Here is a 24,332-nt window from a genome sequence, read left to right as displayed (position 1 = left end):
CAAAATGTACTGTATGTAAAGCATGGTTCTACCGTCTGTGCGCAGCTTGACCCAGCGCAATACCTGCGGCTGCCAGCGGCCTACGCTGGAGGTGTTGTTCAACACTTAGAAAGAAACACCATGTCGCATTACCACGCAGTTGTCTGGTTGGATCATTCGGAGGCGCATGTCATGCACATTGCGCCGTACGATGTGGAGGCGTCCATCGTGCGCCCCAAGCACCCGCATTCGCAGGTGCACGCCAAGAGCGGCGTAGTGGGCTCGGGCAAGGCATCTGAGGACAAGCAATACTTTCACGCGATTGCTGAGGCGCTCAAAGGCGCTGAAGAAATCTTGGTGGTGGGCCCGGCACAGGCCAAGCTGCAACTCATCAAGCACCTGCACAGCCACGACCCGCAGGTGGGCAACAAGGTGGTGGGTGTAGAGACGATTGACCACCCCACCGACAGCCAGCTAGTGGCCTACGCCCGCAAATACTTTGTGGCCAAAGACCAAATGCTCACTTGAAGCGCAGGTGATTTGCTCCTGTTTTAGGAGCAATAGGCGAATTTCCTACGTGGGCTGGCGCCTGATTTGATACATATTTTGCCCTGGCAGGGCCCTAAGTCTTGCTTTTGGGTTTGCGCTGCCGCTCGGCCAGCAGGCCACGGCAGCTGCCGTTGATGACGCGCAGCTCGGCCAGGGTCGCGTCAATCTGGGCGCGCTTTTTCTCCAGCTCGGTGATCTCGTTGTCGGTGCGGGTGATCACGTATTGCAGCTGCTGCGCGCGGCCTTCGCCGTGGTCGCCATACAAATCGAGATAGGTTTTGATTTCTGAGAGCGGCGAGCCGATGGCCTTGGCCCGCAGGATCAGGGCCAGCCGTGCCCGGTCGCGCCGGGTGTAGACGCGGGCGCCGTTCACCCGGCGGGGGGCGAGCAGGCCCTTGTCTTCATAAAAGCGCAGCGCCCGCAGGGTGATGCCGAACTCACGACACAGCTCGGTGATGCCGAAGAGTTCGGTGGTGCCCTCGTCGCGGTGGGAGTCGACAAACGCTTGCGCGTCGGTCAGGGCGTCGGGCACAGGGGCGTTTTTGGCCATGCGCAGGGTCAGATCACGCGTTGCAGGCGCATGGCCACACCCATGTCGCCGCTGACCTTGAGCTTGCCGGCCATGAAGCCGGTGGCGGGCTCCAGGTCGCCGTCCAGCATGGCTTGCAGGTTGTCCAGGGTGATGCCGACGGTGCAGTCGGTATCGGTGTTGGTGTTGCTCACGGTGTTGGGGGTGCTGGCACCGTCGATGACGATGACGCCGTCAGCGCCCATGTCGAACTTCAGGGTGGCGTTGAGGCCGCTGTCGTCGCCCACTTTGGCGCGGATGGCTTGGGTTGCGGATTCGAGGGACATGTTGTGTTCTCCGGTGTCGGGTAAATCGAATGGACCGTGGCGGATGGTAGTGGCCGAGCATAACGTAAGGCATAGTGAAAACACCTATACGGCAACTGGTTGACGTTAACGTCACCCTGGCCTCTAATGCGTCAAGCAACTCAGAAAGCCCAGACCTATGCCTGCCCTGCGTTCCAAGATCAACCCGCGCTCCGATGCCTTTGCCGCCAATGCCCAGCGCATGCAGGGCCTGCTGGCCGAGGTGCAGCGCTTGCAGGACATGGTGATTGCCGAGTCGGAAAGCAAGCGCGAAAAGTTTGAGAAGCGTGGCCAGCTGCTGCCGCGTGAGCGCGTGGCCCGCCTGCTGGACCGCAACTCGCCGTTCTTGGAGCTGAGCCGCTTGGCCGGCCTCAACATGCACGACGACGACGGCAAAAAGGCGGTGCTAGGCGGTGGCTCCATCATCGGCATCGGTACCGTGGCGGGCAAGCGCTGCCTGATCTCGGTGAACGACAGCGCGGTCAAAGGCGGCACGGTCGCACCCATGGGCCTCAAGAAGGCACTGCGCGCTCAAGAGGTGGCCCTGCAAAACAAGCTGCCGGTGATTTACCTGGTGGAGAGTGGCGGCGCCAACCTGATGTACCAGTCGGAAATCTTTGTGGAGGGCGGGCGCAGCTTTGCCAACCAGGCGCGCATGTCGGCAGCAGGCATTCCGCAAATCTCGGTGGTGCATGGCTCCAGCACGGCGGGCGGTGCGTATCTGCCCGGCCTGTCGGACTACGTGGTGCTGGTGCGCGGGCGCAGCAGCATCTACCTGGCCGGCCCCCCCTTGGTGAAAGCCGCCATCGGCGAGGACTGCACCGACGACGAACTGGGCGGCGCCGAGACGCACGCGCAAGTGACCGGCTTGGGTGAGTACCTCACCGAGGACGACGCCCACGCCATCGCCCTGACCCGCGAGCTGATGGACAAGATCAACTGGGACACTGCGCCAAACGCTCCAGCCCAGGGCGCCGGCTTTGCCGCACCATTGTTTGACGAGCAGGAGCTGATGGGCATCGTCCCTGCCGACGAGCGCGAGCCCTATGACGTGCGCGAGGTGATTGCACGGCTGGTGGATAGCTCGGACTTTCTGGAATTCAAGGCCGGCTATGCCCCCGAGATGATGTGCGGCCACGCCCGCATCGAGGGGCGGCTGGTGGGCATTCTGGGCAATAACGGGCCGATTCAACCCGCCGGCTCTACCAAGGCGGCGCAGTTCATCCAGCTGTGTGACCAGAGCGGCACACCGCTGCTGTTTTTGCAGAACACCACTGGCTACATGGTGGGCTCGGTGGCCGAGCGCAATGGCGCCATCAAGCACGGCAGCAAGATGATTCAGGCGGTAGCCAATGCGCGCGTGCCCAAATTCACCGTGGTGTTGGGCGGCTCGTATGGCGCGGGCAACTACGGCATGTGCGGGCGTGGGTTTGACCCGAACTTCATCTTCAGCTGGCCCACGGCGCGCACGGCAGTTATGGGTGGCGCGCAGGCCGCCAAGGTGATGGACATCGTGAACCGCGCCAAGGTGGAGCGTATGGGCATGGAGGCGAATGACGAGGCGCTCAAAGCCATGTCTGATGGGCTGTGCCTGCGGCTGGACAAAGAAAGCGCGGCCCTCTTTGGTACCGCCCGCTTGTGGGACGACGGAATTATCGACCCGCGCGACACCCGCCGCATTCTGGGCCTGTGCCTAGCGCTGGCTGCCGAGGCCGCTGACCGCAAGCTGAACGCCAACACTTTTGGTGTGGCCCGCCTCTGAGCGCGGTTGCCCGACTCACTCATTACAACGACCCGAGGACACCCCATGAAATTCACCTCCGAGCACACCCAGATTGCCGATACGGTGCGCAAATTTGTGGCCAACGAAATCAACCCCTTCACTGCGGAGTGGGAGAAGGCGGGCATGTTCCCGGCGCGTGCCTTGTTCAAGAAAATGGGCGACCTCGGGCTGCTGGGCATCAAGTACCCCACCGAGTTCGGCGGCATGGGGCTGGACTTCAGCTACTCCATGGTGATGGCCGAGGCGCTGGGCGACTGCAATGTGGGCGGTGTGCCCATGGCCATCGGCGTGCAGACCGACATGTGCACTCCAGCGTTGGCCCGCTTTGGCAGTGATGAGTTGCGCACCCAGTACCTGGCCCCGGCGATTGCGGGCGACATGGTGGGCTGCATCGGCGTGAGCGAGGTCACGGGCGGCTCGGATGTGGCAGCCCTCAAGACCACAGCCCGCAAAGACGGCGGCGACTACGTGATCAACGGCTCCAAGATGTGGATCACCAACGGCATGCAGGCCGACTGGTGCTGCCTGTTGGCCAACACCAGCGAGGGTGCAGTGCACAAGAACAAGTCGCTCATCATCGTGCCCATGGACGCGCCGGGCATTACCCGCCAGAAGATCGAAAAGATCGGCATGCACAGCAGCGACACGGCGCAGCTGTTTTTTGACAATGTGCGGGTGCCGCAGCGCAACCTGATTGGCCAAGAGGGCATGGGCTTCATGCTGCAGATGCTGCAGTTCCAGGAGGAACGGCTCTACGGTGCGGCCAGCAGCTTGCGCTCGCTGGACAACCTGATCAACCTCACCATAGCCTACACCCGCCAGCGCCAGACCTTCGGGCAGCCCATCCTCAACAACCAGGTGGTGCACTTTCGCCTGGCCGAGCTGCGCACCGAGGTGGAGTGCCTGCGCGCGCTCACCTACCGTGCGGTGGAGCAATACGTGGGCGGCAAGGATGTGACCAAGCTGGCATCCATGGCCAAGCTCAAGGCGGGCCGCTTGAGCCGCGAGGTGACCGACAGCTGCCTGCAGTACTGGGGCGGCATGGGCTTCACCGCCGATAACCCGATCTCGCAGGCCTACCGTGATAGCCGCCTCATCTCGATTGGCGGCGGGGCCGACGAAATCATGCTGGGCATCATCTGCAAGCTCGAAGGCACCTTGCCCGGCAAAGCCGCCTGAGCTATGCAAGTTTCTGAGTCAAATAGCCCGCTAGCGCCCATGGATAGTGCGAAAGCAGCTCCTGAAAAAGGAGCAAATACGCCTGCGCCAGGCTACGGGCATATCCGTGCAGAGCAGGTGGGCGCGGTGTTGCACATCACCTTGAACCGCCCCGAGGCGCGCAATGCCATGTCCCTGCAAATGGTGGCCGAGCTGCAGCAAGCTTTGCAGGCGGCAGAGGCCACTGCAGGTAGCGAAGGCGCGGTGCGCGTGGTGGTGTTGCGCGGCGCAGGCGGGCACTTCTGCGCGGGTGCGGACCTCAAAGACATGGCTGGCGCACGCATGCGCTCCATGCAGCGCGAGGCTGGCGCGCCCGACCCGATTGCGGAGGTGAACGCCGCCTTCGGCCGCCTGTGCGTGGCCTACGCCCAGACCCCGCTGGCCGTGGTGGCAGTGCTGGAAGGCACGGTCATGGGCGGCGGCTTCGGCCTAGCCTGTGTGGCCGACGTGGCGCTGGCGGACGACAGTGCTTCGTTCCGCCTGCCCGAGACGTCGCTGGGCGTGGTGCCTGCACAGATCGCGCCGTTTCTGGTCGAGCGCTTGGGCTATTCGCAAGCCAAACGCTTGGCCGTGACTGGCGGGCGCTTGGACGCCGCTGCGGCGCATCGCTTGGGCTTGGTCCATGAGCTGTGCAGTGCTGACGACTTGCCACAGAAACTGAACCGCGTGCTCTCCGACATATTGGCCTGCGCCCCCGGCGCCTTGGCCGCCACCAAAGCCTTGATGCAGCAAGCGCGCTTTAACCCGGCTGCTGATCTGGTGGAGCAAGCCGCAGCCGTCTTCGCCCACTCAGCGCAAAGCGCAGAGGGACTAGAAGGCATGACCGCATTCCTACAAAAGCGCAAACCCAAATGGGCCATGACATGAAATTTTGGTCAACCAACAACGCGACTCCAAGCCTGTGGGGCAATGCGCTTTGCGTAGGTCAAGGAGGAGCCCGCAAAGCGGGCGGGGGACACGGAGCGAAGCGCATTGCCCCGCAGGCGCCACAGCAGGAGGACGCATGATGTTTAGCAAAATCCTAATCGCCAACCGCGGCGAAATTGCATGCCGCGTCATCCGCACAGCCCGCAAACTAGGCTACCAAACCGTGGCCGTCTACAGCGATGCCGACCGCGACGCACCCCACGTAGCCTTGGCCGATGAGGCCGTGCACATCGGCCCTTCATCGGCCGCCGAGTCCTACCTCAAGGTAGACGCCATTCTGGAAGCCGTGCGCAAAACCGGCGCGGATGCTTTGCACCCCGGCTACGGCTTCTTGAGCGAAAACGCTGCGTTCGCTAAGGCCTGTGCCGATGCGGGCGTGGTGTTCATCGGCCCGCCGCCGGACGCCATCACCGCCATGGGCGACAAGGCCTTGGCCAAGCAGCGCATGTTGCAAGCGGGCGTGCCCTGCGCACCGGGCTATTTGGGAGCGGACCAGAGCGACGCAGTACTCACGCAAGAAGCTTACAAGTTGGGTTACCCATTACTGGTGAAAGCCGTGGCCGGTGGCGGTGGACGCGGCATGCGGCTGGTGCGCAGCGACACCGAACTGCAGCCCGGTCTGGAGGGCGCCCGCCGGGAAGCCATCAGCGCATTCGGCGATGGCACGCTGATGTTGGAACGCTTGATAGACAACGGCCGTCACATCGAGATACAGGTGTTTGCGGATGCACACGGCAATGCGGTCTACTTGGGTGAGCGCGACTGCACGGCCCAGCGACGCCGGCAAAAGGTGATTGAAGAAGCGCCGTCCCCAGTGGTCAGCCCCGCCATGCGCGAGGCCATGGGGCGCGATGCAGTGGCCGCAGCGCTGGCGGTGGGCTACCGCGGAGCGGGCACGGTTGAGTTCATCGTCGATGAGCACCTCAAACACTACTTTCTGGAAATGAATACGCGCCTGCAGGTGGAGCATCCGGTCACCGAATGCATCACCGGTTTCGACCTGGTCGAGTGGCAGCTGCAAGTAGCTGCAGGCGAGCCCTTACCTGCGCGGCAGGAAGACATCCACCTGAGCGGCCACGCCATTGAGGCACGCCTCTATGTCGAAGACCCGTACACCGGCTTTGCGCCGCAGACCGGCACCGTGGCCTATTGGCAGCCCGAGCGCGCGTTGCAGCCCGGCGTACGTATTGACGATGGCATCCAGCAAGGGAGTGTGGTTTCGCCGTTCTATGACCCGATGGTGGCCAAAGTCATCGTGCACGGGCGTGACCGTAGCGATGCCATTCGCCGCCTGCGTGCAGCTTTGGCGAACGCGCCCTTGCTGGGTTTGAAGAACAACGGTCGTTTCCTGAGCGACTTGGTGGATCACCCCGCCTTCCGCGAAGCGCGTATGACCACCACGCTGATCGACCAGTGGCTGGAGGAGGGTGAGCCTTTGCTGCAAGCGCCGGTGCCTTCTTTGGCGGCCTGGCAAGTTGCTACCTTGGCGTTGGCGCAGCAGCAAGGCAGCAGCTGGCGGGCCAACAGTGTGGCGGCTTACAGCGTGCAGTTGCAGTGCGGTGAAGAGGTGCGCTCTGTGCGAATCTGCAGCGATGGTCAGGGACGGACCATCCTCACGATGGATGGGGTGACAACACAGGCCCGCGTCATCGCTTGGCAAGACGCCGTTCTGCGTCTGGAGCTGGACGGTGTGGCTCAGACCGCCATCGCCGTGTTCGCTGCGGGTGCATGGCATGTGGCGCACGCAGGCTACAGTCATGTGTTCAGCGAGGTGTCGGCCTTCCCCGATGCCAATGCTTTGAAAGATGCCAGCCGTGCACTATCGCCTGTGGCCGGCAAGGTCACGCAAGTGCTGGTGGCGCCGGGCGACGCGGTCAGAGAGGGCCAGCAACTCGTCTGCGTGGAGGCCATGAAGATGGAGATGTGGCTCTGCGCCGAACAAGCGGGCCAAGTGCAGGCGGTACACACCCGTACGGGCGATCAGGTGGAAGCTGGCGCGGTGCTGGTGGAGCTGAGCCCTGGGTCGGATGTGACCCCCACTGAAACACACTGAGGAATCCCATGGACAAAGCCATATTGACCTGCGCCTTGACTGGCGTGTTGACCAACCCCAAGCAGCACCCCGTACCCGTAACGCCCGCCCAGATGGCGGCGGAGGCTCGCGATGCGTTCAATGCCGGCGCCAGCATCATGCACATCCACATGCGCATGCAGGAAGACGGCCTGGGGCACATGCCCAGTTGGGACCCGGATGTAGCCGAAAGCATTGTGAACGCCATCCGCGAGGCCTGCCCCGGCGTGATCATCAACCTGACCACCGGCGTGGTGGGCAAAGACATCAGCGGACCGCTCAACTGCATACGCCGCGTCAAGCCCGAGATTGCCGCCTGTAACGCGGGTAGCCTGAATTACCTCAAGCTCAAGGAAGACGGCAGCTGGGCCTGGCCGCCCATGGTGTTCGATAACCCGGTGGCCAAGGTGCAGCAGTTTTTGGATGTGATGCAGGAGTGCGGCACCCACCCCGAGTTCGAGTGCTTCGATGTGGGCATCGTCCGGTCGGTAACCATGTATTTGAAAAACGGCATGCTCAAGCCCGATATGGGGCGCGCAGAGTACAACCTGGTGATGGGCGTGGCTTCGGGCATGCCGTGTGACGCAGAACTGTTGTCGCTATTGCCGAGGTACATGGCGTCCGATAGTGTGTGGCAAACGACGCTGATCGGTCGCAGCGAGATATGGCCGGTACACCAGAAGACTGCGGATTTGGGAGGCATGTTGCGCACCGGTCTGGAAGACACTTTCTATTTGCCCGATGGTGCACGCGCTGCCGGTAATGGTGTACTCATCGAGGCGCTGGCAGCGTGTGCCCAGCGTGCAGGACGAACAATTGCAAATCCTTCTGAGGCGAGAGCCATTTTGGGTCTGCGAACAGGTTAGAATACGTACATCCCGAATGCTTCTGAAAAGAACGTTTGAAAAAGTTTCTCCGGAATTTCCGGATAGCATGAAAAAAAGCATGCTAGAATACGAAGCTTAGCGGCTGTAGCTCAGCTGGATAGAGTACTTGGCTACGAACCAAGGGGTCGTGGGTTCGATTCCTGCCAGCCGCACCAAAAAGTAAAGGTCTGCAATCGCAAGGTTGCAGACCTTTTTCTTATTCTGATTCCCAAATAGGCGGATCCATGAGCAAGGCTTTTACCAAAGAGTCCGATGGTGCAGACGACGATGAGCTGCAACTGCCTGCGCTGCCGGTCGGCGGCAAAAACTACATCACCCCCCAAGGCTTCGCCACACTGCGCGACGAGTTGCTCGACCTGATCGACAACGAGCGCCCCAAGATTGTGGAAATCGTGCACTGGGCTGCCAGCAATGGCGATCGCTCGGAAAACGGCGATTACCTCTATGGCAAAAAGCGCCTGCGCGAAATCGACCGACGCATCCGTTTTCTGACCAAGCGTCTGGAGATTGCGGAGGTCACAGACCCCTCACTGCACCACGGCAACGAGCAGATTTTTTTCGGCGCCACGGTGACCTATGTGGACGATCAAGATGTGGAGCGCACTATCACGATCAAAGGGATTGACGAGTCCAACAGTGCAGCCGGTGAGGTGAGCTGGATTTCGCCCATCGCGCGGACCCTGCTCAAGGCCCGCGAGGGCGACGAGCTCAAGTTGGTTATGCCCGACCGGGTGTGCGACATCGAGGTGCTGCGGGTGCAATACCCGGCGCCGCTTCCAACCTGAGGCCTTGACGAAAAGCGCTGCAGGCTAGAGGCTCAGCCCGTCCCGTTGGTAGCCCGTTGGGCACGCAACACAAACGGGGTGCGCCGCAGGTTACGCAGCACGACATCGAGGTGCGCGGTATCGCGCACACCCACCAGAAAGCGCATGTCGGCGACATCGCGCACGCCATCCTGGCCCATGTCGATGTGGATGATGTCCGCTTCTGCGGATGCCAGAGCGGCAGCCACTTTCGCGAGCACCCCTTTGCCGTTATTGACGGTGACCAGCAGGCCGGTTTCGAAGGCGCGTACTGGCTCATCGGACCAGTCGACGCCAATAAATCGTTCGCTGTCTTTGGCCAGCAATTTGCGGGCAACACCGCAATCACCCATGTGAACTACGAGGCCTTCGCCGCGGCCTAGATAGCCCACGATGGAGTCGCCCGGCACCGGGCGGCAACATGGCGCAAATTGCACAGATGCGTTTTCGCTTCCATCTAGCGTGATGGAGCTGAGTGTGTTGGTTTCATGGGCTGTGAACCGCTCCCTGGTGAGGAGTAGCGCATCAGGCCGTTCACCGGCGTCGCTGAGCAAGTTGACCATGCGTTTGGCCACAATATTGGCAATACGTTTGCCCAGCCCGATGTCGGTCAACAGCTCGTGTTTGTTTTTGTTGCCAGTAAAGCGCAGCAGCTTTTCCCACAGTGCCTGGTTGGCTCCCGTTTCTTCTGGAAAGCTCTCGATCCCTTCGGCGCGCAAAGCCTGCGCCAACAAGCGTGCCCCCAAGCTTTCGGACTCGGTTTGCTCCATGGTTTTGAGGTGGTGGCGAATCTTGGAGCGTGCCCGACCGGTGCGTACAAACCCCAGCCAAGCGGGGTTAGGTGTAGATACAGTGGCGGTTACCACTTCGACTACATCGCCATTCTTGAGTTCGGTGCGCAAAGGCACCTGTTCGCCATTGATGCGCGCTGCGACGGTGCGGTCACCGATGTTGCTGTGAATCGCGTAAGCAAAGTCCACGACCGTGGCGCCGCGCGGCAGGGCCATGATCTGGCTCTTGGGGGTGAATACATATACCGCGTCCGGGAACAGATCAACCTTCACATGGTCCCAGAACTCCGCAGCGTCCCGTGTTTCATCCTGAATATCGAGCAGCGACTGCAACCACTTGGTGCCCAGCCGGTCGGCGGTGCCGTCTTCAGGGTTGTTGACCTTGTAAAGCCAGTGAGCAGCGACGCCGGACTCTGCCACCACATGCATGGCTTCGGTGCGCATCTGAAATTCGATATTGATACCGGCAGGCCCAACGAGGGTGGTGTGCAGAGACTGGTAGCCGTTGACCTTGGCGATCGCAATATGGTCTTTGAACTTACCCGGTACCGGTTTGTAGAGTTGGTGCAATAGGCCCAGTGCGGTGTAGCAGTCGGTTACGTTGGGAACTAATACCCTGAAACCATAAATATCGGTCACTTGGGCGAAACTCAGGTGCTTCTTGTCCATCTTCTGGTAGATGGAGAAAAGTGTCTTTTCGCGTCCGGCGATACGGATCGGCATCTTGGCTTCGCCGAAGACTGCTTCCACTTCTTTTTGCACTTTCTGGATCAGGTCACGCCGACGGCTACGCGCCTTGGACACTGCCTTGGCTAGTACGGTGTACCGCCAAGGCCAGATGTGCTGAAAAGAGAGGTCTTGTAACTCGCGGTAGGTTTGATTCAAGCCCAGGCGGTGGGCAATCGGGGCATAGATGTCCAGTGTTTCAGACGAAATGCGGATCCACTTGCTGCGCGGCGTGTCCGACAGTGTGCGCATGTTGTGCGACCGGTCCGCAAGTTTGATCAAAATCACCCGAACGTCGCGGGCCATGGCCAGCAGCATTTTGCGAAAGGACTCGGCCTGGTTTTCTTCCCGGGTGTTGAACTGAAGCTTGTCGAGCTTGGTTAAGCCGTCGACCAGCTCCGCCACCGGTGAGCCAAACTTCTCGATCAGCTCGATTTTGGTGATCCCACAATCTTCCAGTGCATCGTGCAGCAGGGCAGCCATCAAGGCCTGCGCGTCCAACTTCCACTCCGCACACTGAGCCGCCACGGCGATCGGATGGGTAATATAAGGCTCGCCGTTGTTGCGGAGTTGGCCCAGGTGGGCTTCATCCGCAAAACGATAGGCCAAGCGCACTTGCTCCACATCGCTGCTGCTCAAGTAGTCGAGCTTGGCAGTCAGGCTGGCAAAGCTGGCAGCAGCGGCATTCACTGCCGCGATGGTGGCGCCGGGCTTGGCCGGTTTGCCACCCGCTGCGGTACTTGGAGGTGTTTGGAGAGTGATGCCCATGTTGTAAATGTAGCGCGGCGGCGCAGCTTGTGTGGCTCAAACGAAAAAAGCACCGCAAGCGGTGCTTTTAGTGGGGTGCGCGAGTCCTTAGAGCGGGACTTTTTTGAGCATTTCCAAGCCGACTTTGCCAGCAGCAATTTCGCGCAGCGCAGTCACGCCGGGCTTGTTCTTGCTTTCGATCTTGGCGGTATGGCCTTGGCTCAGCATGCGGGCGCGGTAAGTCGCAGCCAAAACCAATTGGAAGCGGTTAGGAATCTGCGCGAGGCAGTCTTCAACAGTGATGCGGGCCATGGAGTTCTCCGGAAAGCTAGAGGATGTTCAGCGCTTGAAATGTCTCGGCCCGAGCGCGGCGCTGGGCTGATATTTTGAGTCGCTGGGAGTGGACAATGGTTTTCAGATCGAAAAGCGCACGGTCGAACAGTTCATTGATTATAACGAAGTCGAATTTCGCGACCTGAGCCACCTCCAACTGCGCGTTTTTCATGCGCATGTCGATGATGTCTGCCGAGTCTTCGCCGCGTCGCTCCAAGCGGGAGCGCAACTCTTCCCAGCTAGGAGGCAGGATGAAGATGCAAACCGCATTGGCAAACACGTTTTTGATCTGGATCGCGCCTTGGAAGTCGATCTCAAGAATCACGTCAGCGCCCATGGCCATGCGATCTTCGATCGCTTTTTTGGACGTTCCGTAGCGGTTGGAGTGGACATGCGCCCACTCGACAAACGCATCGGCTTCCACCATCGCATCAAACTCTGGCTGCGACACAAAAAAGTACTCGCGGCCGTGTTTTTCTTGACCACGCGGTGGGCGGGTGGTGTGGGAAACAGAGGGTTGCAGGCGCGAATCCAGCTCCAGCAACGCCTTGCACAGGCTTGACTTGCCGGCGCCGCTGGGGGCTGCAACAACAAAAAGATTTCCGGGGTAGTCCATCGACTGAGGCTCCGTGATGCGGTGTCTAAAGTCGCCTTATTCTATGTTCTGGACTTGCTCCCGCATTTGCTCGACCAAAACCTTCATGTCCACCGAGATATGGGTCAGCTCCAGGGCCGCAGATTTGGAACCCATGGTGTTGGCCTCGCGATGCAGTTCCTGGATCAAGAAATCCAGGCGCTTGCCGATCTCGCCGCCCTTTTTAATCAGCCGCTCCAGCTCGTCCAGGTGCGAGTTCAAGCGTGTGATCTCTTCGGCCACGTCAATGCGGATCGCAAAGGCTGTGGCTTCGGTCAAAGCGCGGTCTTGGGCAGTCTCCGGCAGTGTGGAGCCTTCGGTGAGGGCCATTGCCTCTTTCCAGCGCTCCATGAAGCGGGTGCGTTGTTGCTCTACCAGCTTGGGTACAAGTGGACCCGCCTGCTCGGCAAGGCTGCGCAATTGGGCAATATGGCCCAACAGCATGGTGGCGAGCCGGGCGCCTTCACGCTGGCGGGCGCTCAGCAATTCCTTCAGCACTTTCTCGGCCAGGGGCATCACGTCGGCACTCCAGTCGCGGCTCGTGCCTTGCTCTGCCGCTGCCAAGCGGATCACGTCGGCCACGCTTAAGGGGCTGGCACTGGGCAGCCACGCGCGGATGTTGTCTTGGGCAGCATTGAGCTTTTGCAGCAGCTTGGGCGTAGCCTCAGGAATGCTGCTGGTGCTGGATGTCTCCACAGAGGCCCGCACTTCGACCTTGCCGCGCTTGAGCTTGCTGCCCAGTAATTCCCGGAGGGCGGGCTCGAACTGGCGCAGGTCCTCAGGGAGTCGGAAAGTCAGGTCAAGAAAGCGGCTGTTGACGGAGCGCACCTCCAAGCCCAGCTGGGTCACCGGTTGGTTGCGGGCTTCACCCTCAGGGGCGGAATGGGCTGTGCTGTGCTGTGCACTGGCATAGCCGGTCATGCTGTAAACTGGCATCAAGGGCTTTCGCGGCGATGGAAACGGCCCCGAGAATAACCCGTTTCAACACCACATCACGAGTGATCCCACTGCACCTATGTCAAAGGTCAAGCCAGCGCCTCTTCCCCCGGACACCATCATCGGCGGATATCGCATCATCCGCAAAGTCGCAGCCGGAGGTTTCGGCTTGGTGTACCTGGCGCTCGATGCTGAGGGCCAGCAAGTCGCGGTAAAGGAATATCTGCCCTCGTCACTGGCCTCCCGGGCGCCCGGCGAGTTGCTACCGCAGGTGCAAGCGGAAAAGCTGTCTCTGTACCGCTTAGGCTTGAAGAGTTTTTTTGAAGAAGGGCGCTCACTGGCGCAGATCTCGCACCCGTCGGTGGTGAGCGTGTTGAACTTCTTCCGCGAAAACGAGACCGTTTACATGGTCATGAATTACCTGGAAGGCGCGGCCTTGCAGGATTTCATCGTGACCGCGCGCGACCAGAAAAAAAGCAAGGTATTCCGCGAGTCCACCATCCGCTCTTTGTTTGATGAGATCCTGCGCGGTTTACGCATCGTGCACCAGCACAAGATGCTGCACCTGGACATCAAGCCCGCCAATATTTTCATCACCGACGACAACCGCTCGGTGCTGATCGACTTTGGTGCGGCCCGTGAAGTGCTGAGCAAAGAGGGCAACTTCATCCGCCCGATGTACACCCCCGGTTTTGCTGCGCCCGAAATGTACCGGCGCGACGCCTCCATGGGGCCCTGGACCGACATTTATGCGATCGGGGCTTGTATCTACGCCTGTATGCAGGGTTACCCGCCCAATGAAGCGCCCCAGCGTATTGAAAAAGACCGCATCGCCACCGCCTTGGCGCGCCTGCGGGGCGTCTACTCCGACAACCTGATTGAGGTTGTCGAGTGGTGTATGGCGCTGGATCCGTTGTCCCGGCCGCAGTCCGTTTTTGCTTTGCAAAAAGAGCTGTCGCGGGAGGGAGAGCGCCGCTACACCAAGCTGACGGTCACCGAAAAAGTGCGCATGCAGTTTGACTCCATCGTCGCCGACACCAAGAAAACCGTAATGGGTGCTGCCTCGGATGCGCAAGGGGCTCGGCCGAAATGAAGTTTTCTGTGTTTCAGATCAGCCGTAAAGGTGGCCGCGAAAAAAACGAAGACCGGATGGGGTACTGCTACACCAAGTCTTCCGGCATTTTTTTGTTGGCCGATGGCATGGGAGGGCACCCTGAGGGGGAGGTCGCATCCCAAATGGCATTGCAGGTCATTTCTGCGATGTACCAGAAGGAAGCACAGCCTGAATTGATGGATGTGCGCGACTTTTTCAACAAAGCCATTCTTGCGGCGCACCGCCAAATTCTGCGATACGCAGCCGAACGCAATTTGCCCGATACCCCACGCACCACCCTGGTAGCGGCCGTGGTGCAAGGTGGAGCGGCGCACTGGGTGCACTGTGGTGACTCGCGTTTGTATTTTGTGCGCCATGGTGAGCTGCTGACCCGCACGCGTGACCACTCGTATTCAGAGCAGCGGGACATGGAGCGGCCCAGCGGGGCGCCGGTCAACTTCAACCGCAATGTGCTCTATACCTGCTTGGGGTCTCCTACCCGCCCGGTGTTTGATGTGACCGGACCGGTGCCCTTGCACCAAGGCGACCGCATGATGCTGTGCTCTGACGGGCTCTGGGGGCCATTGCAAGACGACGATATCGTGTTCCACATGTCGCAAAAGCCGGTGGCGGAGTCGGCCCCTGATCTGGTGGAGCAGGCCATGCTGCAAGGCGGTCCGCACTGTGACAACGTCACACTGATCGCCATGGAGTGGGAAACCCCAGACAGCTTCGAGTCCACCCGCGGGACGATTTCGACCGACAGCATCCATGACGGCGTATTCGCCTCGACGGTGCAGGCAGCGTGGGCGGACTCCGAGGTGGACGACCTGGACGACGAGGCCATTGAGCGCTCGATTTCCGAGATCAATGAAGCGATTCGCCGCTCCGCAGCCCGCAAGCTTTGAGTAGTTCCGGCTCTGCCGGATTTTTGAGGATCATTCCATGAACACCATGGTTCGCAGCGCTAGCCGCGCCGCCGATGCATTGCGCCCGGTGCGCATCACCCGCCACTACACCATGCACGCTGAGGGCTCGGTGTTGATTGAGTTTGGCAACACCAAGGTGCTGTGCACTGCGTCTGTTGAAGAAAAAGTGCCACCGCACAAGCGGGGCAGTGGTGAAGGTTGGGTCACTGCCGAATACGGCATGCTGCCCCGCGCCACCCACAGCCGCAGCGACCGCGAGGCCGCCCGCGGCAAGCAAACCGGCCGCACCCAAGAGATTCAGCGGCTGATTGGCCGCTCGCTGCGCGCAGTGTTTGACCTCAAGAAACTAGGTGAGCGCACCATCCAGCTCGATTGCGATGTGATCCAGGCCGACGGCGGCACCCGCACCGCAGCCATCACCGGCGCGTTTGTGGCGGCGCAAGACGCGGTCAATGGTTTGCTGGCGGCCGGCAAGATCACCGAGACGCCCATCACTGCGGCCGTGGCGGCCATCAGCGTCGGCATTGTGGACGGTAGGCCCTTGTTGGACCTGGAATACACCGAAGATTCGGCCTGCGACACCGACATGAATGTGGTGATGACCGGCGCCGGGCACTTTGTAGAAGTGCAGGGCACGGCCGAAGGCGTGGCCTTTACCAGAGCCGAGATGGACCAACTGCTGACGCTGGCTGAAAAAGGTGTGGGCGAACTCATGCTGTTGCAGCAGCAGGCACTATCAAAATAATAGCTGCTCGCGCATATTCTGCGGGCGCCAGAGGCCTATTTCTTATGAAGATTGTTCTTGCATCCAATAACCAGGGCAAGCTCGCCGAGCTCAATGCCATGTTCGCCCCGTTGGGCTGTGAGCTGGTGCGCCAGGGCGACCTGGGCGTGCCCGAGTCGCCCGAGCCGTTTCGTACCTTTATTGAAAATGCGCTGGCCAAAGCGCGCAACGCGGCCCAGCACACTGGCTTGCCCGCGCTGGCCGATGACGCCGGTTTGTGTGTGGACGCCTTTGGCGGATTGCCGGGCGTGGATACGGCCTACTACGCCACCCAGTTCGGCTACGCCAAAGGGGATGACAACAACGTCACCGCCTTGCTGGAGCAAATGAAGGGCGTGACCAACCGCCGCGCTGCGCTGGTGAGCACCTTGGTGGCAGTGCGCAGTGTGGACGACCCCGAGCCGCTGATTGCCGTGGGCCGTGTAGTCGGGCAGATTGCGCCTGAGCCGGTGGGCAGCAACGGCTTTGGCTTCGACCCGGTGATGTGGATCCCCGAGTTCGGCCAGACCTTTGCCCAGCTGCCAGTGGAAGTCAAAAACGCCCACAGCCACCGTGGCCGTGCAGCAGCTGCGATGGCTGGATTGATCCGCACGAACTGGCTCGGAGCCTGAGCAGCATGATTCCGATCACGCCCATTGCCGAGGGCGCTGCCGCGGTGCAGCGCGACATCCAGCACTACATGCGCCCTGGCAGCTTGCAGTTCAGTGCGCTGCCGCCTTTGTCTTTGTATGTCCATCTGCCCTGGTGCATCAAGAAGTGCCCTTATTGCGACTTCAATTCCCACGAGCAGGCCAAAGATGGCGTGCAAGAGCAGCGCTATATCGACGCAGTAATCGCTGACCTCGAGGCCGCGCTGCCTCTGATCTGGGGGCGCAACATCCACAGCATCTTCATCGGCGGCGGCACGCCCAGCCTGTTTTCGCCCGAGTCTATTGACCGGCTGTTGGGCGACATCCGTGCCCGGCTACGGCTGGAGGCGGACTGCGAAATCACCATGGAGGCCAACCCTGGCACCTTTGAGAAAGACCGTTTCAAGGCTTTCCGGGGCGCTGGCGTGACGCGGCTGTCCATCGGGGTGCAAAGCTTTAACGATACCCACCTGAAAGCCCTGGGCCGGGTGCATGACCGTGCGCAGGCGCTGGCGGCAGTCGAAGAGGCGGCTGCCTCGTTCGACACCTTCAACCTTGACATCATGTACGCCCTGCCGGGGCAGACGCAGGCGCAGCTCGATCAAGACCTGGCCACCGCGCTGCAGTTCCAGCCGCCGCACATCTCGATCTACCACCTGACCATCGAGCCCAACACCTACTTCGCCAAGTTCCCGCCGCAGATTCCGGAAGACGATACGGCCTACGCGATGTTGGACCGCATCACCGAGGCCACCGCTGCGGCCGGGATGGACCGGTACGAGGTGTCTGCCTATGCACGCCAAGGACACCGCTGCTTTCACAACGTCAACTACTGGCAGTTTGGCGACTATCTGGGCATAGGTGCCGGCGCGCACAGCAAGCTCAGCTTTGCCCACCGGGTGGTGCGGCAGGTGCGCTTTCGGGACCCGGCCCGCTACATGGAGCAGGCGCTGGCCGGCCATGCAGTGGCGCAAGACGAAGAAGTGGCTCGGGCCGATTTGCCGTTTGAATACATGCTCAACGCCTTGCGCCTGCGCAATGGTTTCGGGCTGCGCGACTTTACCGAGCGCACCGGTCTGGCCATTACCGCCATCCAAAAGGGGCTGGAGGAGGCTGAGCGCAAAGGCCTGATCGAGCGGGACTTTGCTCGGGTGCGCCCCACGGTCAAAGGTTTCGACTTTTTGAGTGACTTGCAGGAAATTTTCCTGTCCAATCCGGACTGAAGAGGCTGCGCCGCGGCCCATCCGGCCATGGAGGGGGACGCCATGTTTTCGGTGTACGGTACAGCCGGGCAGATATTCCGGGGCTCGCTCGAAGAACTGGGCAAAGTAAGCGGCATACGCCGCGCCGCACGCACCCGCCGCATCGAAGCGCTGGGCGTGGACGCCCAAGATCACAACACCCGACGCTTTGCTGATGCGCTGAACACTCCTGCCTATGAGGCGCCCGCGACCGACATCGCGCACCGGACGGCACTGGCAGCCTATGGCGAGGTTCGCAAACCTGCGCAGACTCGCCAGCCATTGACCCGGGTGGCCGACATCATGAGCTTGGAGGTGGTGACGGTATCGGACACCTACACCATCGAAGACGCTTGGGCGCTGCTCAACCAGCATGGCATCGCGCAGGCCCCCGTGGTGTCTGCAGAGGGTGTTTTGGTGGGGCTGCTCACCCGTGCGGAGTTGACCCGCGCAGAGCATCTGCCCCAGGCCGATGCCCATGCGCTGGTATGGCGCGCTTTTCTGGCCCAAAGCGTGCAGGAGGTGATGTGGACGCCGGTGCCCAGCGTGGCCGCCGATACCGACATCCGCCGGCTTGCGCGCGTGCTGCTGGATACCGGCTTGCCCGGTTTGCCGGTGGTGGATGAGGAGGGCGCGGTGCGGGGCTTTGTGTCCCGTTCCGACATCTTGCGGGCCGTGGTGGCCGACCCGCCGCTGGACTTGTGGACTTGAGCGCTCGGTAGCCGTTTACCGCTTGCCTTGGGGTTCCATGTGATCGCGGTGAGCCAAAGCCGGGAACAGCTTGAACCACAAGCCTGCCACCAGCATGGTGCCGATGCCGCCCACCACCACTGAGCCCACCGGGCCCCACATGGCAGCCGTGGCGCCGGACTCGAATTCGCCCAACTGGTTGGAGGCGCCGATGAAGATGGAGTTGACTGCGGCCACGCGCCCGCGCATCTCGTCTGGTGTTTCCAGCTGAACCAGGGTATTGCGGGTGACCACGCTGATGCAGTCCGCCGCACCGGTCACGGTGAGCGCGAACAGGGACAACCAGAAGGATTCGGATAGGCCGAACAGCACGGTGGCCAGCCCGAACACCGCCACGGCGCTCAGCAGCCGCTTGCCCACATGCCGGCGCAAGGGCCAGCGGGTGATTACCAGCGACATGGCGAGCGCGCCTACCGCAGGAGCCGCCCGCAAAAAGCCCAGGCCCGTAGGCCCGGTGTGCAGGATGTCGCGCGCATAAATCGGCAGCAAGGCAGTGGCGCCCCCCAGCAACACTGCAAACAAGTCTAGTGAGCTGGCACCCAGCAGCAGTTTGCGTTCCCACACAAAGCGCACGCCGGCAAACAGGGTGGACCAACTGGCGGCCAGGTTGGAAGGTTTGTGCCGGTAATGCACGGCCAGAATCAGGCCGGTTGCGAGCAGCATCAGCACGGTGCAGCAGATGTACACATTGGTAGGCCCGAGCGCGTAGAGCAGCCCACCCAGCGCCGGCCCACTGATGACCGCGATCTCCATGCCGGTGGAGCTGAGCGCCACGGCGCGCCCGAGCAAGTTAGTGGGCACCAGCAGTGCCACCAGAGCTTGTTGGGCCGGCATCTGGAAGGCGCGGGCTAGGCCCAACACGACGGAGATGAGCAGGATGAGTTCGCGGGATGCATAGTTCCCCATAGTGGCACTCAGCAGCGTGAGCGCCACGCCAGCCTGTAGGGCCATGCAGGCGGCAAAGATACGGCCACGGTGCAGGCGGTCGGCCACATGCCCGGCGGGCAGCGTCATCACTAGTGCTGGCACAAACTGAAACAGCCCCACGAGCCCGAGGTCCCAGGCGCTGGAGGTCAGGTCATACATATGCCAAGCCACCGCCACCATGAGCATCTGGTTGCCCATGATGCCGGCAATCCGGGCAAACCAATAGCGGACGAAAGCCTGGTGCTTGAACAGCGTCGAGAGTGGGGGAAGGGATGCGTCGGTGGTCATGTGGCGGCGTTGTGACGCCTGAGCACTGCGCCAAAGAAGTGTTTGGCGGAAGCTGTCGCTTTCGGACAACAACCGCAGAGGCCAAAGTTTAACGGAGAGAAGAGGACGAAGGTTTTTGAACGCGATACACAGTGCGTTTTATGACGCTTGGAGAGCAGCTAAAAATCTGAGCGAGGTTGGCCAAGCTGTAAAAGCCTTGGTTGTATAAACGATTTATATCGTTTTCTTGTTCGTCGGTAAGGGTTCGAGGTCGTCCGCAATGTTTGCCCGCTTTCATTGCTTCTTTTTGCCCTGCCATTGCCCGTTCACGAATGAGTGAACGTTCAAATTCAGCAAAGCTCCCCAAGATGTTGAGCATGAGTTTTCCAGCTGGAGTAACTGTGTCGATTGGCTCTGTAAGGCTTCGAAACTTCGCACCGGTTGTTTCTACTTGTTCCAAAATTTGTAGCAAATCCTTTAGGCTTCGTGCCAGTCGATCGAGCTTGTAAACAATGACGCAATCGTCTTTTGTAAGGCACCCGAGCATTTTCCGAAGTTCAGGACGAGCACCAACGGATGACGTTTTTTCCTGATAAATGGTTTTTGCCCCAGCAAGCTTCAGGGCGGTAATTTGTAGGGCTGTATCTTGCTCAGTGGTTGAAACCCGCGCATATCCAAAAATCATTTATCGCCCGAATTCTGGCCGCTTTGCTATTGTTTTAATAGCATAAATTTTAACGTATTGATTATCATTTGCGTAAGTATTTAAGGCAGGGCGATGCCTAAAGGCCCGGGCTCTATTGCTTCGCAACCATGCCTAAGGTCATGGCCCATTCGGGTGACGATCCCTATCGCATTCCGCGCCACCGTCTTTGCTTTGTCCTGGCATTCTCTGAGTTAGTCGCCTTCACTCCACTCTGCATAGGGCCGCTGCGCTTGGTCGTGGCTGCGCGGGGTATTCATAAAGCTTCGCTTTACAAAGCTTCCCCGCACATCCAAGCCCACCCTATGCGCCATTTCGTTACAGCGACGAACTCAGGGAAAGACGGTAACGGACAAGCCCAAACGATGGCAGCTTGGAAACCTAAAGGGGACCAGCTCGGAATCTAGGGAATCCGGTAACTTGAAAGGCCAAGACCATGATTGCAAAGAACTACTTGAAGCACCCAGAAGCACTGCGTTTTCAACGCGAGTTGTTTCATAACGGCTTCAAGAATTCCCCGCGCATCATGCGTTTGATGGAGTGTGTTTTTAACTTTGCTCCGACTACACCGCAGTGGGCAAAGGACTTAGCGCGGAAAGCGCGCCAACTTGTCCAGGCATGGAAGAGCGCCCAAATCAGCGTGAACTTTTTAGGGCGGGCGGTGGCTGAAAAGACCAACCGTTTGTCGATCAGGGGATATGTTTGGGAAGGATACAAACTCACCCCATTTTTTCAAGGGCTTGTTGATAGTGGGAGGAGCTGGGAAAGCATCGTTCAAGACGATGCATATTTCAGAGACTTTTAAAAAATGAATCTGTGACCATAACGGTGGATGCGGAGGGCTCAATTTGTAAAGCACATGAATCCAAGTTAAATGGACAGATTCCCACTTCCAAACTATTGTGATGTGTGAAATGACATTCGGATGGAAGGCATCTAAGTCCGCCTCACATGACATATACAATTTGTTTTGATCAAAAAATCACGACCTAAAAGATACGGAAGGTGGTAGTAGTCCGCGTCTTGTGCCCCTTGGGGGAAATAAGTCAGGCACTTTTCAGCTGGCTGATCCAACTGAGACTGAACGTCATGCCAAGCCCCGCCTGTCCAGTCGATGATTGATGCATCGCCAAGCGTCAGCCACGTGTGGACTCTTATCGCTTCATCTCTACTAGCCCTCACCAAATCATTTTTGAGCTTTTCTATCGAAGTTTGGCAGTAGGACCAATCGCCTCCATGCATACTTCCAATGGTCATATAAGAGCTGATTCCGCGAAGTAAGAGAAAGCTCTGCAATTGATCATGGACTTGTATGCAGTTTCCGTTCAGCAAGCTTGAACTGGATAGACCTAGCCTGTAGAGGTGTGGCACGAAGTCATTGAGGATAGCCAATATGACTTCTTTGGAAATTGTAGCTAAGGTGAAATCTGGATCTCTGTCAGATTGCAAAAGCTCCAAATCCCGAGAGTTATTAACTGCCAATTTTAACGATTTTATATACTTATTTTCCATGGAAAATTAATAATATAAATAAGGTGCAGATGCTCCCTGTGTAGGTTGGTGTTAAGTATTTTAAAATTAAATCACCATTAAAAGATAACGGATCTATCTGTCTGATTGCTCGGATCTAAAGCAAATTTGCGAATGCCGAGGCAAATTAAAAAAGATAAAAATAGTTATTGAGGGTAGAGCTGGAGTAATTTTAATCTGCGTGAAACCCGAAATTAAAAAAACTGAAATTCAAAATACAACATTGCATTGCAATTATTTCATTTAATTTAGCGAGCAAAATTAGGTTTCCCGCTTAATTGATGGCACAGGCGGATTTGACTCAGATACCTTGTTAGTATCTCGCGGAGGAGTGCTCTTGTCTGATCGTATGGCTGTCACAACGTCTTTGAACTTGCTTTCTCTTTGCACAGTTGTGCCCCAGCTAGCTGTGTGGGGAACAAACGCTAAAGCTCGAAAAAGGAAAAATACAGCCAAGAGATAACCGACAGTCGCGAATATCCCAAATACCTGCCCCAATACGAGAGAAAGAACAATTACGATTGCGGCTTTCGAGCAGTAGTGAAGAGCAGCATACAGACACATGAAACGTGCTTTTTCTCCAAATTTTCCTTCAGCCTCATGCGCTGCCAATGCAAAATAATTTGCAGCCATTTGGTCACTTGAAAATCTAGATGTTGCTTGCTTCAGTAGACGCTGACCCGTCTCTAGAATGACCCAAAACAAAGCTGAGCCAAGCGCGCCCTGAACAATTACGGGCCAGTCTGTAATGGTTTTTATTATGTCCATAATGATATTTGAGCAAGTTTAAGGGTGCCGAGAGGTATGTGAAAAAATTTTCTCTGATTCGAGATAAATTACAATTAAATAATTGCAGAAGGCACAAGAAGTATTTTTATTAATATATTTATGTGCGTTTGCGCATATGTAAGTACTGTAATGATCCGCAAGATTTTGCTTTAAGGGATAGTGCTATTGATGATTGCGTCCGTGTCGACATGTGAAAATCCGCTTTTTTGGGAAGTGCTCAAAGAGCTAGCGACGCTTCTAGCCCCAAGAAGCGATAGACGGAGGACCGTCTATCAATTCGCTGTAAAGGACACGTTAATTTCTCCAGCAGATAAAGCACGAATGCAGACACCTTTGCCCGAGAGCGTTAGGGAGAGGTCGAGTATTGAAGCAGAACGGCCGTATTTGTAAACAACCAAGAAAAAGCTGAGTTGACAGTCACAAAAAATGCTTCTCTGACTTCAGTAGAAAAGGCTGCTGAGATGCACAAAGCAGTAAGTGTGTTATTGACATAATTCTGCCAATCCTTTTTTCCCAATTTGGATGAAGCGTTATAAGTTTCATCCAGTCTTTGAAAAATTAGTGAAAGCTGTTCTGTCGTGTGATGTCCCGAATTTACCAACTCCCTCTTAGTAGCTTCGATACTCTCCGCAATCTGGGTGCGTTCGTGCTCACTGAAAGGAAGGTTGTTGGGATCACTTGCCGTCATAGCAGCTCCCAGACCAAACCCAGGTGCAACTTGGCTAACTGTAAACTTAGCAGCAGAGCCGTAAATCGCAGTGAGTCGAACTTCTAGTATCCCGTCCTGAGTCGTTTCATAAAGCATCGTATCGCCGAGTTCCATTTCGACCTTTACATTCGGTAGCCCTGGATAACCAATAGAGGTGTTGCACCGTTGGTATGCAACCAAATTCAATAGAGATACAACCAGACGGGAAAACGATGGTGAGCCGCTATCGGCTTTTGAAATATCAATTGTTGCCTGCTGCATGAGTGTTTCCAGGGTAGTGATTGAGGGATGTAAGTAATTTGCGATGCAGAATCTGATGGATATTCAGACGAATGCAAACAAACTCGCGAAAAGCGTAATTGGAAATGAACGCGATGGCTGGACGTGAGGTCGGATCAGTAGCCACAGCCACGAGCACCCATCTCGGTCTTGATAGCTCGCATGCGGTGATAGTTGGCATTCTGCTGCTCAATCGGCACCCAAATTTGCTTTTGGTCTATGTGTTCGATAGCTCGGCGTTCTTGGACCAAGGCAGCGCAGTTTTCTTGACCAGCCGCCGCCGCTTGTCTCTGGGTCTGAGGCACGGTGCTAACGCCACCGGCAGATATGGTGGGCTTTTGAGTGAATATGTCTGATGCCGATGCTGTCTGAAAAATCGACAGAAATGCAAAGGCTAAAACCGTTTTGTGCATGGCCGCTCCCAATTTTTCTGAATTGTATCGGC

At 58.4% G+C, this 24,332-nt stretch carries 26 protein-coding genes and 1 tRNA gene; 15 read left to right on the top strand and 12 right to left on the bottom strand.

Translation table 11 applies throughout. The features are described from left to right. Nucleotides 1-120: 120 nt before the first annotated feature. The gene (locus RAE19_RS05350; protein WP_313873942.1) at nucleotides 121-507 is read left to right on the top strand and encodes a translational machinery protein; all 387 of its coding nucleotides are present in this window, start codon (nucleotides 121-123) and stop codon (nucleotides 505-507) included. Between the two features lie 94 nt (nucleotides 508-601). On the opposite strand, the gene RAE19_RS05345 is transcribed toward RAE19_RS05350, so the two are convergent. Together RAE19_RS05345 and RAE19_RS05340 are read right to left on the bottom strand one after the other, a co-directional pair. Next, the gene (locus RAE19_RS05345; protein ID WP_313873941.1) at nucleotides 602-1,078 is read right to left on the bottom strand and encodes a MerR family transcriptional regulator; all 477 of its coding nucleotides are present in this window, start codon (nucleotides 1,076-1,078) and stop codon (nucleotides 602-604) included. A gap of 8 nt (nucleotides 1,079-1,086) precedes the next feature. Continuing rightward, nucleotides 1,087-1,383 (bottom strand): SCP2 sterol-binding domain-containing protein, encoded by a 297-nt coding sequence (locus RAE19_RS05340; RefSeq protein ID WP_087494838.1) that lies wholly within the window; start codon nucleotides 1,381-1,383, stop codon nucleotides 1,087-1,089. Nucleotides 1,384-1,540: 157 nt separating this feature from the next. Between RAE19_RS05340 and RAE19_RS05335 the strand changes: the two genes are divergently transcribed. From RAE19_RS05335 to greB, 7 genes are all read left to right on the top strand, one after another. Further along, nucleotides 1,541-3,163, top strand: coding sequence for an acyl-CoA carboxylase subunit beta (locus RAE19_RS05335; RefSeq protein WP_313873940.1), 1,623 nt, complete (start codon nucleotides 1,541-1,543; stop codon nucleotides 3,161-3,163). A gap of 45 nt (nucleotides 3,164-3,208) precedes the next feature. Next, a complete protein-coding gene (locus RAE19_RS05330; protein WP_313873939.1) occupies nucleotides 3,209-4,363 on the top strand; it encodes an acyl-CoA dehydrogenase family protein in 1,155 nt (384 codons plus the stop codon). 39 nt (nucleotides 4,364-4,402) lie between these two features. Further along, nucleotides 4,403-5,269 (top strand): enoyl-CoA hydratase/isomerase family protein, encoded by an 867-nt coding sequence (locus RAE19_RS05325; RefSeq protein ID WP_313873938.1) that lies wholly within the window; start codon nucleotides 4,403-4,405, stop codon nucleotides 5,267-5,269. Between the two features lie 139 nt (nucleotides 5,270-5,408). Beyond that, a complete protein-coding gene (locus tag RAE19_RS05320) occupies nucleotides 5,409-7,382 on the top strand; it encodes an acetyl/propionyl/methylcrotonyl-CoA carboxylase subunit alpha (protein ID WP_313873937.1) in 1,974 nt (657 codons plus the stop codon). Between the two features lie 8 nt (nucleotides 7,383-7,390). Beyond that, nucleotides 7,391-8,266: a 3-keto-5-aminohexanoate cleavage protein gene (locus RAE19_RS05315; RefSeq protein ID WP_430962515.1), complete on the top strand. Its 876-nt coding sequence runs from the start codon at nucleotides 7,391-7,393 to the stop codon at nucleotides 8,264-8,266. Nucleotides 8,267-8,365: 99 nt separating this feature from the next. Beyond that, nucleotides 8,366-8,442: transfer RNA gene (locus RAE19_RS05310), tRNA-Arg, on the top strand. Nucleotides 8,443-8,511: 69 nt separating this feature from the next. Then, a complete protein-coding gene (gene greB, locus RAE19_RS05305) occupies nucleotides 8,512-9,072 on the top strand; it encodes a transcription elongation factor GreB (RefSeq protein ID WP_313873936.1) in 561 nt (186 codons plus the stop codon). A 32-nt stretch (nucleotides 9,073-9,104) separates the two neighbouring features. On the opposite strand, the gene RAE19_RS05300 is transcribed toward greB, so the two are convergent. The 4 genes from RAE19_RS05300 to RAE19_RS05285 form a co-directional block, all read right to left on the bottom strand. After that, nucleotides 9,105-11,375 (bottom strand): RelA/SpoT family protein, encoded by a 2,271-nt coding sequence (locus RAE19_RS05300; protein WP_313873935.1) that lies wholly within the window; start codon nucleotides 11,373-11,375, stop codon nucleotides 9,105-9,107. Between the two features lie 87 nt (nucleotides 11,376-11,462). Then, entirely contained in the window at nucleotides 11,463-11,666 is a 204-nt protein-coding gene (gene rpoZ, locus RAE19_RS05295; protein WP_313873934.1) for a DNA-directed RNA polymerase subunit omega, read from the bottom strand. 16 nt (nucleotides 11,667-11,682) lie between these two features. Continuing rightward, nucleotides 11,683-12,303, bottom strand: coding sequence for a guanylate kinase (gmk, locus tag RAE19_RS05290; protein WP_313873933.1), 621 nt, complete (start codon nucleotides 12,301-12,303; stop codon nucleotides 11,683-11,685). A 36-nt stretch (nucleotides 12,304-12,339) separates the two neighbouring features. Then, nucleotides 12,340-13,257 carry a YicC/YloC family endoribonuclease gene (locus RAE19_RS05285; RefSeq protein ID WP_313873932.1) on the bottom strand — a complete coding sequence of 306 codons (918 nt, stop codon included), beginning with the start codon at nucleotides 13,255-13,257 and terminating at the stop codon, nucleotides 12,340-12,342. 79 nt (nucleotides 13,258-13,336) lie between these two features. On the opposite strand from RAE19_RS05285, the gene RAE19_RS05280 reads away from it, so the two are divergent. The 6 genes from RAE19_RS05280 to RAE19_RS05255 all read left to right on the top strand — a co-directional run bounded on the left by RAE19_RS05280 (nucleotide 13,337) and on the right by RAE19_RS05255 (nucleotide 18,644). Next, nucleotides 13,337-14,350 carry a serine/threonine protein kinase gene (locus RAE19_RS05280; RefSeq protein ID WP_313873931.1) on the top strand — a complete coding sequence of 338 codons (1,014 nt, stop codon included), beginning with the start codon at nucleotides 13,337-13,339 and terminating at the stop codon, nucleotides 14,348-14,350. Next, nucleotides 14,347-15,258, top strand: a complete 912-nt coding sequence (locus RAE19_RS05275; RefSeq protein WP_313873930.1) for a PP2C family protein-serine/threonine phosphatase — start codon at nucleotides 14,347-14,349, stop codon at nucleotides 15,256-15,258. Before RAE19_RS05280 ends, RAE19_RS05275 begins: the two co-directional genes overlap by 4 nt. An 88-nt stretch (nucleotides 15,259-15,346) precedes the next feature. Continuing rightward, nucleotides 15,347-16,024 (top strand): ribonuclease PH, encoded by a 678-nt coding sequence (rph, locus tag RAE19_RS05270; RefSeq protein WP_430962565.1) that lies wholly within the window; start codon nucleotides 15,347-15,349, stop codon nucleotides 16,022-16,024. A 44-nt stretch (nucleotides 16,025-16,068) separates the two neighbouring features. Continuing rightward, a complete protein-coding gene (rdgB, locus tag RAE19_RS05265; RefSeq protein ID WP_313873928.1) occupies nucleotides 16,069-16,674 on the top strand; it encodes an RdgB/HAM1 family non-canonical purine NTP pyrophosphatase in 606 nt (201 codons plus the stop codon). 5 nt (nucleotides 16,675-16,679) lie between these two features. Beyond that, nucleotides 16,680-17,915 carry a radical SAM family heme chaperone HemW gene (gene hemW / locus RAE19_RS05260; protein WP_313873927.1) on the top strand — a complete coding sequence of 412 codons (1,236 nt, stop codon included), beginning with the start codon at nucleotides 16,680-16,682 and terminating at the stop codon, nucleotides 17,913-17,915. A 42-nt stretch (nucleotides 17,916-17,957) separates the two neighbouring features. Then, nucleotides 17,958-18,644: a CBS domain-containing protein gene (locus RAE19_RS05255; RefSeq protein WP_313873926.1), complete on the top strand. Its 687-nt coding sequence runs from the start codon at nucleotides 17,958-17,960 to the stop codon at nucleotides 18,642-18,644. 15 nt (nucleotides 18,645-18,659) lie between these two features. Here RAE19_RS05255 and RAE19_RS05250 read toward each other — a convergent pair whose 3' ends face one another. After that, complete coding sequence (locus RAE19_RS05250; protein ID WP_313873925.1) at nucleotides 18,660-19,898, bottom strand: MFS transporter; 1,239 nt, start codon at nucleotides 19,896-19,898, stop codon at nucleotides 18,660-18,662. 88 nt (nucleotides 19,899-19,986) lie between these two features. After that, entirely contained in the window at nucleotides 19,987-20,562 is a 576-nt protein-coding gene (locus tag RAE19_RS05245) for a recombinase family protein (RefSeq protein WP_313873924.1), read from the bottom strand. A gap of 454 nt (nucleotides 20,563-21,016) precedes the next feature. Here RAE19_RS05245 and RAE19_RS05240 point away from each other — a divergent pair, with 454 nt between their 5' ends. Next, a complete protein-coding gene (locus RAE19_RS05240; RefSeq protein WP_313873923.1) occupies nucleotides 21,017-21,385 on the top strand; it encodes a hypothetical protein in 369 nt (122 codons plus the stop codon). A 131-nt stretch (nucleotides 21,386-21,516) separates the two neighbouring features. On the opposite strand, the gene RAE19_RS05235 is transcribed toward RAE19_RS05240, so the two are convergent. From RAE19_RS05235 to RAE19_RS05220, 4 genes are all read right to left on the bottom strand, one after another. Continuing rightward, complete coding sequence (locus tag RAE19_RS05235) at nucleotides 21,517-22,092, bottom strand: hypothetical protein (RefSeq protein ID WP_313873922.1); 576 nt, start codon at nucleotides 22,090-22,092, stop codon at nucleotides 21,517-21,519. A 279-nt stretch (nucleotides 22,093-22,371) separates the two neighbouring features. Next, the gene (locus RAE19_RS05230; protein ID WP_313873921.1) at nucleotides 22,372-22,878 is read right to left on the bottom strand and encodes a hypothetical protein; all 507 of its coding nucleotides are present in this window, start codon (nucleotides 22,876-22,878) and stop codon (nucleotides 22,372-22,374) included. A 367-nt stretch (nucleotides 22,879-23,245) separates the two neighbouring features. Further along, on the bottom strand, nucleotides 23,246-23,869 hold the full coding sequence (locus RAE19_RS05225) for a hypothetical protein (RefSeq protein WP_313873920.1): 624 nt from the start codon (nucleotides 23,867-23,869) through the stop codon (nucleotides 23,246-23,248). Between the two features lie 134 nt (nucleotides 23,870-24,003). Beyond that, nucleotides 24,004-24,300 (bottom strand): hypothetical protein, encoded by a 297-nt coding sequence (locus RAE19_RS05220; RefSeq protein WP_313873919.1) that lies wholly within the window; start codon nucleotides 24,298-24,300, stop codon nucleotides 24,004-24,006. Nucleotides 24,301-24,332: the final 32 nt, after the last annotated feature.

Source organism: Rhodoferax potami (genome assembly GCF_032193805.1).
GTDB lineage: Bacteria > Pseudomonadota > Gammaproteobacteria > Burkholderiales > Burkholderiaceae_C > Allorhodoferax > Allorhodoferax potami_A.
Note: the sequence above shows the minus strand (reverse complement) of the source record. Positions and strands in the feature narration are given on the sequence as shown.